Below are 12676 nucleotides of genomic sequence, written 5' to 3'. Positions count from 1 at the left end.
GAGGGGGATTTTTTCATGAAAACACTTATTATTTATTATTCCCATGAGGGAAATACTGACTTTGTTGTTAAGAAAATTGCAGAGAAGATAGGTGCTGATACATTAAGATTAGTTCCTGTTAAAAAGTATCCAGAAAAAGGATTTGCAAAATTCTTCTGGGGCGGGAAGAGTGCTGTTATGGCAGAAACTCCTGATTTGGAACCATATTCTATAGATTTAGCTTCTTATGAGCAGATAGTATTTGGTTTTCCGGTTTGGGCTAGCAATATTACTCCACCACTTAGAACATTTATAAAAGAGAACCCTGGGATTAAAGAAAAGAGAATTGCAGCATTCGCATGTCAAAGTGGAGCTGGTGCAGAGAAAGCTTTTGGAAAATTGAAGGAGAGCATTGGGATAGATTCGCTTGCTGCTACACTTATTCTTATTGATCCAAAGGACAAGCCTAGTGATGATAATGATAAAAAAATAGAAGATTTTTGTAAGGAAATCTTTTAAGGTGAAAAATGTAGAAAAGCAGTAGAAGGAGAATAGTCTTATGAGCAGTTTAAAATTGATAAATGGATCATGTGCAGACCAAAAGGTTGATGCAGTTGTTAATGCCGCCAATAGATATTTAGCTGCCGGTGGTGGTATATGTGGTGTTATCTTTAGCAAAGCTGGAATGAGAGAATTATCAGATGCTTGTGATAAATGCAATCCACCTCTAAATGATGGTGAAGCGGCTATTACTCCAGCTTTTAACATGACTAATTGTAAATATATAATTCATGCAGTAGGTCCAAATTTTGGAGCTACTCCTAAAGCATTTGAGGAATTATTTGAAGCTTATTACAATTCTCTAGTTGTTCTTAAGGATAATGGTCTTCATAGTATTTCATTCCCTTTAATAAGTTCAGGAATATTTGGCGGTAGTTTAGCAGATGCTCCTGGAGAGTCAGCTAAACAATGCAAGAGAGCATACGAGAGCTTCACTAAGGATTATCCAGATTATGACGTGGATGTATTACTTTGTGCTTTTACAAGTAGTGAAATGAAATCAGCTGAGGCGCAAATATAGGAAATACTGTAAATATGGAAGAAGTGGGAGTAGTTAATATGGGAAAAAAATTTGGCGAATTATGTATGTTTTTAATGCTAGCTTTTTTGGATTTTGCCCTTTTGACATTTGGATACGTAATCATAGAAGATTCCGTTAGATACCAAAGAACTGACGATTTAATTGATAGAATTGTTGTACTGGCAGTTGTAATTGTAGTAGGGATTGTGATTCCCGCGCACGTGGTTTGCTGGAATATTTATAAAAGTAAGGCATCTAATTGGGAATATACACATGCTACACTTACAGGACATGAAGAAACGTACCAAGAATATGTGTTTCCCGGTTCTAATCCTAGAACAGCAACAAAATACAGGAAATACAAGGACATTCAGATTAAATATACTGTTAACAACAGGGAATATATCAAATATATTTCTGATCATGAAGCTAATAATCGAAGACATGGCAGGGTGAGAATTAAGTATCTGAAGAAACGTCCATCATATTTTAGAGTTGTTCGGGGGAATTAGGATAAAGAGGCATTGAGTGAGGATAGAAGCAGTTGAGGATTTTAGCTAGAATAGAGCCATCGAGAAAATAAAATTTGTGCAAAATAGAACTAGTGTTCCGAAAAGATGTTCGGTATAATTAGAACATATTATAGGGTACAGGAGGTAGTATTGTGAAGACCCTACAGGAACTTACATTATTGGACAAATTTTTATTTGATGAAGTGGTGGAGGACAGCGAGGCTTACGAGGCGCTGCTGCGTATAATCTTGGGAGATGAGGAACTTAACCTTTTATCAGAAGCACAGACAGAGAAGGAATTCAGGACAGCCCCATGGCTCCGCTCCATCAGAGTAGATGTATTTGCAATGGACGACAAGTCCAACATCTACAACACGGAGATGCAAAAAGGGAAGCGAGATGATTTGGTTAAGAGAACTAGGTACTATCAGGCACTGATTGATTCGTCCCTTTTGGCGCCAGGCGAAGTTGATTTTAATAGTATCAATAACACAACCATTATTATGATTATGCCATTTGATTTGTTCGGATTAGGCAAGTATGTTTACACCTTTGAAAGTGTTTGCATGGAGCATCCCAAATTAAAGCTTGAGGATGGAGCAAAACGTATTTTTATTAATACTCATGGCACAAATGTTAGCGAAGTATCACCTGAATTTATTGCGCTAATGAAATTCATTGAATATAATGAAGATGAAGAGAACAATAACATCATGGCCTCATCAAATCTTGAAAAGATAAAGGCGCGAGTCGCTAGGGTGAAGGCCAGCGAGGAAGTAGGTGTTAAATATATGCAGAAATGGGAAGAGGAAGCACTTATTAGGCACGAGGCTTTGGAGCAAGGGCGCGAAGAAGGACGAGAAGAAGGTCGAGAAGAAGGTCGAGAACAAGGTCGAGAAGAAGGCCGAGAAGAGAAACTTGTTGAATGTATAAAGTCGTTGATGAGTAAATTAGGCATCACAGCGGAAGAAGCAATGAGCAATCTTGGTATTGCCAGTGCTAATTATGACAAGTATTTAAAAATGCTATAGAAAATACAAATCAGGAGGCAACACGTTGCCTCCTGATTTTAGTTTTAGTTACAGGGGTTGCTAGGAATGGTACAATAATAAAAACTAGGAAATAGGTATGAGCAAGGGGGAGCGTGCACTCCATGTGAAACTAGAGAGGATTAATAGTATGAAAAGATTGATTATTATTACATTATGTATTGCTTCAATTGGTTTAATGGCCTGTAAAGAGGCTGAGCAAGATGAAATAAATGAACCTATTTATTCTCCAACTGAAGAGATAGAGGTTGAGGTACCAGAGTTAGAAGAGCCAGTTCAGGAATACAGCATGTCTTCTTTGATAGTAATGGTTGAAGATGGGACCACTGAAGAGCAAATCCAAGAGCTTTGTAATGCTTATAACCTTGAGGTTATGTATAAGTACGATGTGATATCTGGATATGCATTATCTATAAAAGATACAATTAATGACCAGCAGTTAGATTCTCTCATTGAATCAATAGAAAGCTATAGCTTTGTTACTGCTGTAGAGAAAGATTCGATTATTCAGCTAGATGACGTGGAGGAATAATTATGTCAGTGTGGCATAACTTTTTGATTGATTTTCAAATCCTACGGGCAGCTGATTAAAAAATTGATTTTGAACCGTAGGAATGGGGGAGATTTGATGTAATCAGGGCTGAGGTATTATTAATTAATATACACATTCTATAGAAAGTCTTATAATTTGGCTGTAATTTATAGAAATTCATTGAGATAATACACACTAGTGGTCATTTTTCTCTTTTTCCTACGGGTGAAATGTCCTATTTGAAATTTGAACCGTAGGATTTCAATTTTCTTCCTGATTTTAGGTTTAGCGGCAACAGCAAGACTTTAGATTTCTCCCAAAATGTACAATGTATTGGGAAATATTGACATTACTTGGGAGAAAGGAGTATTTATTAAATATATGCTTAGTATCATACGGAGGCAGACCTGGCCCTAGAAGGGCCCGCTAGGAATGATACAATAAGATGGACAAAAGGGAGAATGCAAACATGATGAGAATGAGAAATGTATTAAGTTGCGTAATAATTGGTAGTCTGCTCATTGGCTGTGGGCAGACTATTTCTGATGAAGAGGATATTTCTGATACAATTGAATCGACTACGGAGTCTCAAGATACTGAGGAGAATGAGGTAGCTGAAGAAAGTGTGGGAGAATATCCTACTGAGTGGGGCCAGGCATATTGGGATTATATTAACAATATGGAAGTTGGTTCAGATGATTCTAATAAAGAAGAGACTTTGAACACTTGGGACTATACTCTTATTTATTTGGATGACGATGATATACCTGAGCTTATGATTGATACAAATATGGAAGCAGGTGGAGAGCTAATTGCAACTTATTATGATGGTAAGGTTGTTGATTATGCGCTAAGCCGTATTGGCACGAAATACATTCCTGAAACTGGGTTATTATATACTGATACTGGCCATATGGATTATTATCCTGTATATATTTCCAAATTGGAAAATGGTCAATTTACACAAATAGCCGAAGGTTTATATTACATGTCTGATGAAGAACGTGAACGACTATCGAATCTAGATGAGTTAGAGGAAAGTAGTATTAACTATACATACGAGTGGGAAGGTAAAGAAGTTACAGAAGATGAATTTGATAACAATATTTCAGCATATATAGATAAAGATTTATTAGAGAGACCAGATAATTATTATCAGCTTGGCGAGATTCGTGCGATGCTACAAACTGGCAAATGGAGCTCCTATGGCCATAGGTATGAATTGGTTAAGGAAAATGTATCATGGCAGGAAGCCTTTGATGAGGCGCAGGCCATGGGCGGATATCTGGCCACAATTACCTGTAATGAGGAACTAGAAGTAGTCCAGGAACTTATAGAAAAGGAAAATATGACTGACAACTCCTTTTATATCGCCTTTAGGAAGTGTGAATGGGAAGGTGATGTATTCCTGAGTGATCGTTGGGTTATTCCGTCTGGGGAAACCGTAAATACGTATTCTTCGTATGATTATGAGTACAGGAATGATCCTGATTATGATTCATCATTTAAGGAAACTGAGTGGGACGTAGACGATGGCAAGGCTGGGCTTTTAATGTATGGCTCATCAGGACTGTATCTATATTTTGCGCCCGATGATATAGCTGAAAGTGTGCCTAAATATAAGGACCATGTAGGGTATGTGATTGAATATGATGAGTAGGAGGAATTTAAATTAATGCCTAATGAAAATGGTACATGGGTAATGTATGGAGTGGAATGGGATGATCCAGAATGTTTACATACAGTTGATGAAGCAATTGAATATATAAATGAAATCGGATTTCTGCCTCTATTTAAGAATGAAATTCCCGGATTTTCACTAGAAGAGCGCACAGTTCCCGAATATTGGTGGAGTGGCAATCCAACACTTGATCCATGGGAATGGAGAGAAATAATAGCACGTCGTGGTGACATTGCCTATGGTAAGTTTTTCAATAAGAAAGCTGGATTTATTTCGAAGGAATGGTTTCCATTTTTTGCTAACTACAGGCGTGATGGCTATGACTTTGATGCTCTATGGGATGATGAAAAAGCTTCAAGACGCCAAAAGAAAGTTATGGATGTTTTAGAAATCTGTGATGAAATATATTCTAATGAATTGAAACAAAAAGCAGGCTTTGGCAAAGGCGGCGAAAAAGGCTTTGATGGTACAATCACTGACCTTCAGATGATGACATATCTTACAGTACGTGATTTTAGGCAACGCAAGAACAAAAAAGGCGAAGCTTATGGCTGGCCTATCGCCATATATACTAAGCCTGAAAATATCTATGGGCGTGACCATGTGGCATCTTTATATAGTATGAATCCCGCAGAATCTGGAAAAGCTATAGCTGAGCATATTATGGAAGTATATCCTATAGCAACTGAAAAACAGATTAGAAAGATTTTACGGGGAGTGATAACTATATATAATACATAATCGACGAAAGGGAAAGAGTAATGCGGAAAGTAAGATTAATATATGCACTTTTAGCCATTTTTTCAGCATTGTATTCAATTGCTGTATATATGGTGGGAAGTGGTACATTTTCATTTATTATATGGGTCTTTGCAGCTATATTTTTTGGCTTCCTGTATCTGATGGACAAGAAAAAATTATGGCCCAAAGTACCTAAAGCGATAAGATTTGTTTTCAGAATTATTGTAACCACTGGCATCGGCATTTTCATCATATGCCAGGGGTGTATACTCACTCAGTTCTTTTCAAAAGGAGAGAGTGGAGCAGATTACATTATTGTTCTGGGCGCGCAGATGAAAGACTGGGGGCCAAGTGTAGTCTATAAGGCAAGGCTTGATTCTGCAGTTGATTATTTGAATAGTAATCCTGACACGAAGGTAATTGTTACTGGTGGCCAGGGCGTCAACGAATCCATCTCCGAAGGTGAAGGCGGGAAAATTTATCTTATTGAACAAGGCATATCAGAAGATAGAATTATAGTTGAAAGTGAGTCACGAGATACTGATCAAAATATCAGCAATGCAATGAATCTTGTGGAGGTATCAGCTGATATGAAAATCGGCATCGTCACAAATAATTTCCATGTATTCAGAGGAGTGATGATTGCAAAGCGCTACACTGATGCTGATGTGACAGGCATTGCTGCTTTTACGGAATACCAGTATCTTCCTAACAATATGGTGAGGGAGACTTTTGGGATTTTGAAAGATATTTTCTAGAAGATAGTATATAATCGTTATATTATTAATTTAAAGAAGGAATAGTTTATTATGAATTTATCTATGATACATCATGTGGCTATAATCGTTTCTGATTATGAAAAGTCCAAGGATTTCTATGTTAATAAGCTAGGATTTGAAATCATCAGAGAAAATTTTAGGCCTCAGAAGAACGATTGGAAGCTAGATTTGAGGATAAATGAGTCAACTGAACTGGAAATTTTTGCACCTCAAAATCCGCCTAAAAGACCATCATATCCAGAAGCTTGTGGCCTTAGGCATTTAGCGTTTGAAGTTGATGATATCGTAAATACGGTAAATGAATTGAATGCCATTGGAATCGAATGCGAGCCCATCAGGACTGATGAATTTACAAATAAAAAAATGACATTCTTTTTTGATCCAGATGGATTACCACTAGAATTACATGAATAGATTGAGAGGTTAGTTTTATGTATTATGTTCCAGATGGCACAGAATTAGCAGGCTTTTATGAATGCTCAGAATGTGCTAACAGATTTTTATCAGTTCAGGTTGGTCCAAGTTTGGTTTGTCCATACTGTGGCAAGGAGCCAGATATGGAAATTGGACCAGATGAAGAAATGCCGGTGGTCAAGGAAACAGCAAAGCTTTTGCAGGTTGTTAGAGGCGAAGAAGATGTTGAGCGAATGGACGCACTACTTTCATTAGCTGTCACCGGTGGCGATTATAATTGGATGTAGAATGAATGGAGATATAAATATTTATGGGATTTTTTTCAGAGATAGATGGAGAGCTTAAGCCATCGGATGAATATTTAGCTACTCATAAGCTGGAGGGCTATGAAGAGGGCGACATGGAACACGACGACTATGAAGTAGAGGATGATGAAGTTGCTATGTCTCTTATGAGGAAATGTAAAGATTGTGGCAAAGCCTTTACTTTGGCTGGCGCCATTAAGGAATTTGATTCCTATTTTGATGGCGAGTTTTTCTACATGGAAGAATTCGTCGGCCAGCTTTGCGGCAAGTGCGCTATTGCTGATGTAGAACAGGATTTTGATTAGGCGAGGCATTTAGTCTTGTTATTGTTTTTCTAATACTGTATGGCGAGGCTGAGGCCTCGCCTTTTTTGTGGTCGTTGCTCATTTTTACATAAAAAATGATAAAGTTAGACATACCTAACTAAAAGTAGTATTATGTAATCAAATTAAAACTATTTAAGAGTGGAGGGTAATATGAAACCAGATTACAAAAATTGGATGCCTAAGGGAATGATTCTGGGAGTGCAGACTGTATCAGTTTTTTTTCTTGTGTTGACGTACTTTACTTTTTACAGAACACCATTGGGAAAAGTTTTTTTGGCACTAACAGTGATATTTTTATTGTGTAGCATATGGATGTATTTGATGTATAGAGCTTTCTCATATGATGGCAAGCGACAGATGTCAAAACAAATAATTAATGGTGTCTCTTCTTATATCAGCATTCCAGCAGGAGGTAAATGTCTTGATGTTGGCTGTGGAAGCGGTGCGCTGAGTATTGCATGTGCAATAAAAAATCCTGAGGCTGAGATCACAGGAATCGATAGATGGGGCAAGGAATATGCATCCTTTAGCAAGTCGCTCTGTGAGAACAATGCAAAAGCTGAGGGCGTTAATAATACCACATTCTTGCAGGGAGATGCTTGTTCTCTTGATTTCCCAGATGAAACATTTGATGCAGTAACAAGCAACTATGTTTATCACAATATACCTAGTAAAGATAGGCAGGCGATTCTTTTAGAGACACTGAGAACTCTCAAGAAAGGTGGAACATTTGCTATTCATGACATCATGTCTAAAAGCAAATATGGTGATATGGAAAGCTTTGTTAAAAAACTGAAGGACATGGGGTATGAAGAAGTAAAGCTTGTAGATACAACAAATGGAATGTTCATGAGCAAATGGGAGTCGGTATGGATGGGCCTGAGCGGCTCCACAATTCTTATGGGAAGAAAATAGGCCAGATATTAAAAAGGCGAGGCATTTAGCCTCGCTTTTTTTTATGGCAATGATAATTTTTTAAGATACTATTTGACAAGTTAGCTATACCTAACTATAATGTTAGTCGGAACTAACAAGTTAACAGTGTTAACTTTGAAAGGAATTCACGTGAAAACCAAAGAAACTAAAGAACAAATTTTAAAAGCCGCAATGGAAGAATTCATGGAGAAGGGCTATAAGGATGCCTCCATGAGAAAAATCGCAAGTAAAGTAGGTATCACAGCCACCGCTTTGTACAGGCACTATGCTAACAAAGAGGAGATTTTTGATGCTGTTGTTGAGCCTGCTGTTAGTGCTTGGGAAGGATTATGCCAGACAGAAGAGGCAAGGCAGGTGGGCACTGCTAGAGAAGATGGCGTTGAAGCCATGTGGGAAGATGAGGATCAGGCGAAGATTATCGTTAAGCTCATTTACGATAATTTTGACGCCCACAAGCTTTTGTTTTGCAAAAGCGAAGGCACGAAATATGAGAATTATCTTCATACAATTGTCTCAAAGGTGCAGGAAGCTACGCTGGCTTTCAAGGATGAGCTTGAAGCTGGAGGCATGCTTGTAAATTCAGTTGATGAAAATGAGATGCATTTGCTTTTAAGCGCGCAATACACAGCAATGTTAGAGATGGTTCATCATGATTTCACATACGAGCAGGCCCTTCACTATTGCGATACCATATCCAGATTCTTTAAGGAAGGTTGGAGAAAATTCTTAGGTTTCTAAATTTGTTCTTGTTTGCCAGAAGGAGGAATTTATGAAGAAAAAAAGTACGTTCTCCTGGGTTATTCATTTTGCAGGGAGAAAGAAAAGTTTTTACATTGGCAGTGTGCTGCTTGCCATTATCGGTGTAGCCATGTCATTTATTCCATATTTGATAATTGCAAAGATTGTTGGAATGCTTTTATCAAAGGAAATGGATTTCAGCCATTACATGTCACTGATTTTGATGATGGCGTTATGTTGGATTCTTAGAGTTGCACTTCACTCAACATCTACAACATTGTCCCACATTGCTACATTCAACGTATTAGGCGGAATTAGAACTCAGCTTTGCAAGAAGCTTTCAACTATTCCACTTGGTTCGGTTTTGGATGATAACAGTGGTGCCTACAAAAATATTATTGTAGAGCGCGTTGATTCTATGGAAACAACTTTGGCTCATATTGTGCCTGAGTTTACAGCAAATATCTTGTTGCCTATAGTCATGTTCATTTACATTCTTGCTTTGGACTGGCGTATGGGCTTAGCAAATCTCATTTCAGTTGCAATCGGTTTATGTTTTGTGGCTGGTATGATGGCCCGAAGTCAGGGTGAATTCGAATATACGATACAGAAAACTAAATATTTGAATGATACAGCTGTTGAATATATCAATGGTATCGAGGTTATCAAAGCCTTTGGTAAGACAGGAAGTTCTTATGAAAAATTCGTGCTTGCTGCAAAGGAAGGTGCAGATTGCTTCATCAATTGGATGAGAAAATGTATCTGGTTCCAGGCGGGAAGCTTCGCTTTCACACCAGCTACATTCCTTGGAGTTCTCCCAATAGGTTTGCTTTTAGTGAAAAATGGTGGCATGACACCAGAGGATTTCATCACATCAGTTATTCTTTCGGCAGGTCTCATGGGACCTTTGATGATTGCATTCTCATACATGGACGACATTATGAAAATGCAGGCAATCTTTGGAGAGGTTACAGAGATTATTGAAAGAGAAGATATGGTGAGACCTGACACTCTTACAAAGCTGCCAGTGGGCTCTGATATCACTCTCAGAAATGTGTATTTTTCTTACAAGGATAAGGAAATTTTGCACGGCTTGAATATGGATATCAAGCAAGGTGAGGTTAACGCATTTGTGGGACCTTCTGGTTCAGGCAAGAGCACCATTGCCCGTCTCATCGATTCACTTTGGGATGTGAATGAAGGAACCATCACTTTTGGCGGAGTGGATATTAAGGAGCTTCCGCTTGATTATTACACAAGCCAGATTGCTTATGTCGCCCAGGACAACTATCTATTTGATATGTCTGTTATGGAAAATATCAGACTGGGCAAGGCCGGTGCTACAGATGAAGATGTTATCGCTGCAGCGAAAGCTACTGGATGCCATGAATTCATCCTTGGCCTTGAAAATGGATACGACACCATAGTTGGTGGCGCAGGCGGACATCTATCAGGGGGAGAGCGACAGAGAATCTGCATAGCACGAGCAATGCTCAAAGATGCACCGGTTGTAATTATGGACGAGGCTACCGCATATACGGACCCAGAAAACGAAGCACTGGTACAGGAAAGCGTGGCAAAGCTGGTTCAGGGCAAGACACTTATCGTTATTGCTCATAGACTTTCAACCATCATTGATGCGGACAAGATTTTCGTTATAAATGATGGAAATGTGGAGGCAGAAGGCACTCATGCTCAGCTCCTAACTGATTGTCCTCTCTACAGAAATATGTGGGAGGCACACACCATGTCGAAGGATGATGACAGAGTGGATTCAGTTATGGGTTCTGAAGCTAGAAGGGAGGCCGCTCATGCTTAAAATTCTGATGAAATTTTTCAAATTCTGCAATGAAGAAAACAGAAAAAAGTTTTATAAATCAATTGCATTAGGTGTTATCGATGCAATATTTGCAGGTATGAAAGTTCCTGCAGCTTATTTTGCAATAGATGCCATTGTGAATAATAACATTACCGTAAATACGTTTTTACTTGTAATGGGATTTATGCTCTTAAGCACTGTCGGAAAAATGGTTATAAATAGGTTCTATCAGATGCTTCTTACAGAAGGCGGCTATAGGACCTGCGCTGGCAAGAGAATTGAAATTGGCGAGCATCTCAGATATTTGCCAATGGGATATTTTAATGATACAAGCCTGGGACATATCACATCTGTCACCACCAACACTTTGGAACAGACAGGAGATATAGCAACCCGCGCAATAATACTAGTTATGCAGGGCACAATTACAACCCTCATCGTTAGTCTTGGCATGTTTATTTTTGATGTGCGAATCGGCTTGATATGTGTGGCTGTTATCCTGATTTTCTTTATCTTCAATCAGTTTACAAACAAGAGCGTAGAGAAGGTTGCCCCTGAGAAAATTGAGTCAGATAAGGACATGGTTGGCGTAATTCTTGAGTTCATCCAGGGAATTGCTGAAATCAGAAATTACAACATTATCGCCATGAACAACGCAAGGCTCAATAAAGCCATCGAAAGAAAAACAAAGGCTGATATCAAAGCTGAGATTGCCGCTATTCCTTTGGTGGGCGTGCAGATGCTCATCTGTAAGCTTGCGGGAGTTGTAATTGCAGGCGCATCAATTGCTTTTTATCTGAATGGCACCATGAAGCTCACATACTGCATCACAATGATGCTTTGTGCATTCATCATCTTTGAGTCCCTTGATTTGGCAGGAACTTACACAGCCCTTATCAGAATCATTGGAAAAGGCGTTGACATGGTAAATGAGATTATGGAAGTTGAGCAGATGGATATTAATGGTGAAGATATTCATCCTTTAAACCGCGACATTCATCTTGATCATGTCAGCTTTGCATATGAGGACAGGACTATCATCGACGATGTGACCCTTGATATTAAAGAGAAAACTACTACAGCTATCGTTGGCCCATCCGGTGGTGGTAAGACTACGCTGACATCCCTTATCGCGAGATTTTGGGATGTGAAATCCGGCAAGGTCACACTTGGCGGAAGAGATGTAAGGGACTACAGCTTCGATTCTCTGATGGAGAATTTCAGCTTTGTGTTCCAGAGAGTTTATTTGTTTGAGGATACCATTGCAAACAACATCAGATTTGGTCGTCCGGAGGCTTCCATGGATGAGGTAATTGCGGCAGCCAAGAAAGCATGTTGCCACGATTTCATCATGTCACTTCCAGATGGATATGAGACATTGGTTGGCGAAGGCGGAGCCACATTATCAGGTGGAGAAAAGCAGCGAATCGCCATTGCCAGAGCCATCATGAAGGATGCCCCAATAATCATCTTGGATGAGGCAACAGCCAACGTGGATCCTGAAAACGAGAAGGAATTGACAGAGGCAATCGAGAATCTTACTAAAGAAAAGACCATCATCATGATTGCTCACAGACTGAAAACTGTAAGACATGCAGATCAAATTCTAGTCATCGACAAGGGCAAGATTGTCCAGCAGGGCAAGCATGACGAGCTCATGGCTGTGGATGGCATCTACAAGAATTTCGTTAGCGGACGAAAGAAGGCTGTAAGCTGGAAGATAGCGTAATTAATTTGGACGAAGAAAATGGATAAGAAAACTGTAATTGCGCCATGGATTTACG

The 12676-nt window shown here is 39.0% G+C and carries 15 protein-coding genes; all 15 read left to right on the top strand.

The genetic code is table 11. The annotated features are described in order from the left end of the window. The first annotated feature begins 15 nt into the window (after positions 1 to 15). Entirely contained in the window at positions 16 to 498 is a 483-nt protein-coding gene (locus tag CRN97_RS01615; protein WP_097075600.1) for a flavodoxin family protein, read from the top strand. A 40-nt stretch (positions 499 to 538) separates the two neighbouring features. Further along, the gene (locus tag CRN97_RS01610; protein ID WP_097075599.1) at positions 539 to 1060 is read left to right on the top strand and encodes a macro domain-containing protein; all 522 of its coding nucleotides are present in this window, start codon (positions 539 to 541) and stop codon (positions 1058 to 1060) included. A gap of 14 nt (positions 1061 to 1074) precedes the next feature. Next, positions 1075 to 1572 carry a hypothetical protein gene (locus CRN97_RS01605; protein WP_097075598.1) on the top strand — a complete coding sequence of 166 codons (498 nt, stop codon included), beginning with the start codon at positions 1075 to 1077 and terminating at the stop codon, positions 1570 to 1572. A gap of 152 nt (positions 1573 to 1724) precedes the next feature. Next, positions 1725 to 2603 carry an Rpn family recombination-promoting nuclease/putative transposase gene (locus CRN97_RS01600; RefSeq protein ID WP_179670639.1) on the top strand — a complete coding sequence of 293 codons (879 nt, stop codon included), beginning with the start codon at positions 1725 to 1727 and terminating at the stop codon, positions 2601 to 2603. A gap of 148 nt (positions 2604 to 2751) precedes the next feature. Beyond that, positions 2752 to 3153, top strand: a complete 402-nt coding sequence (locus CRN97_RS01595; RefSeq protein ID WP_097075596.1) for a hypothetical protein — start codon at positions 2752 to 2754, stop codon at positions 3151 to 3153. A gap of 445 nt (positions 3154 to 3598) precedes the next feature. After that, the gene (locus CRN97_RS01590) at positions 3599 to 4813 is read left to right on the top strand and encodes a hypothetical protein (protein ID WP_179670638.1); all 1215 of its coding nucleotides are present in this window, start codon (positions 3599 to 3601) and stop codon (positions 4811 to 4813) included. A gap of 15 nt (positions 4814 to 4828) precedes the next feature. Continuing rightward, positions 4829 to 5575, top strand: a complete 747-nt coding sequence (locus CRN97_RS01585; RefSeq protein ID WP_097075594.1) for an AlkZ-related protein — start codon at positions 4829 to 4831, stop codon at positions 5573 to 5575. A gap of 20 nt (positions 5576 to 5595) precedes the next feature. Further along, on the top strand, positions 5596 to 6333 hold the full coding sequence (locus tag CRN97_RS01580; protein ID WP_097075593.1) for a YdcF family protein: 738 nt from the start codon (positions 5596 to 5598) through the stop codon (positions 6331 to 6333). Between the two features lie 51 nt (positions 6334 to 6384). Continuing rightward, positions 6385 to 6768, top strand: a complete 384-nt coding sequence (gene gloA2 / locus CRN97_RS01575; protein WP_097075592.1) for an SMU1112c/YaeR family gloxylase I-like metalloprotein — start codon at positions 6385 to 6387, stop codon at positions 6766 to 6768. Positions 6769 to 6785: 17 nt separating this feature from the next. Next, entirely contained in the window at positions 6786 to 7055 is a 270-nt protein-coding gene (locus CRN97_RS01570; RefSeq protein ID WP_097075591.1) for a hypothetical protein, read from the top strand. A gap of 23 nt (positions 7056 to 7078) precedes the next feature. Beyond that, positions 7079 to 7378, top strand: a complete 300-nt coding sequence (locus CRN97_RS01565) for a hypothetical protein (RefSeq protein ID WP_097075590.1) — start codon at positions 7079 to 7081, stop codon at positions 7376 to 7378. Between the two features lie 342 nt (positions 7379 to 7720). Further along, positions 7721 to 8314 carry a class I SAM-dependent methyltransferase gene (locus tag CRN97_RS01560; RefSeq protein ID WP_330400053.1) on the top strand — a complete coding sequence of 198 codons (594 nt, stop codon included), beginning with the start codon at positions 7721 to 7723 and terminating at the stop codon, positions 8312 to 8314. Positions 8315 to 8464: 150 nt separating this feature from the next. Next, complete coding sequence (locus CRN97_RS01555) at positions 8465 to 9073, top strand: TetR/AcrR family transcriptional regulator (protein ID WP_179670637.1); 609 nt, start codon at positions 8465 to 8467, stop codon at positions 9071 to 9073. A 31-nt stretch (positions 9074 to 9104) separates the two neighbouring features. Continuing rightward, the gene (locus tag CRN97_RS01550; RefSeq protein WP_097075587.1) at positions 9105 to 10892 is read left to right on the top strand and encodes an ABC transporter ATP-binding protein; all 1788 of its coding nucleotides are present in this window, start codon (positions 9105 to 9107) and stop codon (positions 10890 to 10892) included. Beyond that, positions 10885 to 12621, top strand: coding sequence for an ABC transporter ATP-binding protein (locus CRN97_RS01545; protein ID WP_097075586.1), 1737 nt, complete (start codon positions 10885 to 10887; stop codon positions 12619 to 12621). Before CRN97_RS01550 ends, CRN97_RS01545 begins: the two co-directional genes overlap by 8 nt. Positions 12622 to 12676: the final 55 nt, after the last annotated feature.

It is taken from the genome of Pseudobutyrivibrio ruminis DSM 9787, from assembly GCF_900218035.1.
Classification (GTDB): Bacteria; Bacillota; Clostridia; order Lachnospirales; family Lachnospiraceae; genus Pseudobutyrivibrio; species Pseudobutyrivibrio ruminis.
The sequence above is the reverse complement of the archived record's forward strand: the minus strand, read 5'-3'. Positions and strand labels throughout refer to the sequence as shown.

Bases quoted from the DNA above. Each gene is read 5' to 3' on its own strand.
- CRN97_RS01610 (WP_097075599.1), top strand. From the start codon at position 539: ATGAGCAGTTTAAAATTGATAAATGGATCATGTGCAGACCAAAAGGTT.
- CRN97_RS01580 (WP_097075593.1), top strand. From the start codon at position 5,596: ATGCGGAAAGTAAGATTAATATATGCACTTTTAGCCATTTTTTCAGCA.
- CRN97_RS01560 (WP_330400053.1), top strand. From the start codon at position 7,721: ATGTATAGAGCTTTCTCATATGATGGCAAGCGACAGATGTCAAAACAA.
- CRN97_RS01565 (WP_097075590.1), top strand. From the start codon at position 7,079: ATGGGATTTTTTTCAGAGATAGATGGAGAGCTTAAGCCATCGGATGAA.
- CRN97_RS01550 (WP_097075587.1), top strand. From the start codon at position 9,105: ATGAAGAAAAAAAGTACGTTCTCCTGGGTTATTCATTTTGCAGGGAGA.
- gloA2 (WP_097075592.1), top strand. From the start codon at position 6,385: ATGAATTTATCTATGATACATCATGTGGCTATAATCGTTTCTGATTAT.
- CRN97_RS01570 (WP_097075591.1), top strand. From the start codon at position 6,786: ATGTATTATGTTCCAGATGGCACAGAATTAGCAGGCTTTTATGAATGC.
- CRN97_RS01545 (WP_097075586.1), top strand. From the start codon at position 10,885: ATGCTTAAAATTCTGATGAAATTTTTCAAATTCTGCAATGAAGAAAAC.
- CRN97_RS01590 (WP_179670638.1), top strand. From the start codon at position 3,599: ATGGACAAAAGGGAGAATGCAAACATGATGAGAATGAGAAATGTATTA.
- CRN97_RS01585 (WP_097075594.1), top strand. From the start codon at position 4,829: ATGCCTAATGAAAATGGTACATGGGTAATGTATGGAGTGGAATGGGAT.
- CRN97_RS01605 (WP_097075598.1), top strand. From the start codon at position 1,075: ATGGAAGAAGTGGGAGTAGTTAATATGGGAAAAAAATTTGGCGAATTA.
- CRN97_RS01595 (WP_097075596.1), top strand. From the start codon at position 2,752: ATGAAAAGATTGATTATTATTACATTATGTATTGCTTCAATTGGTTTA.
- CRN97_RS01615 (WP_097075600.1), top strand. From the start codon at position 16: ATGAAAACACTTATTATTTATTATTCCCATGAGGGAAATACTGACTTT.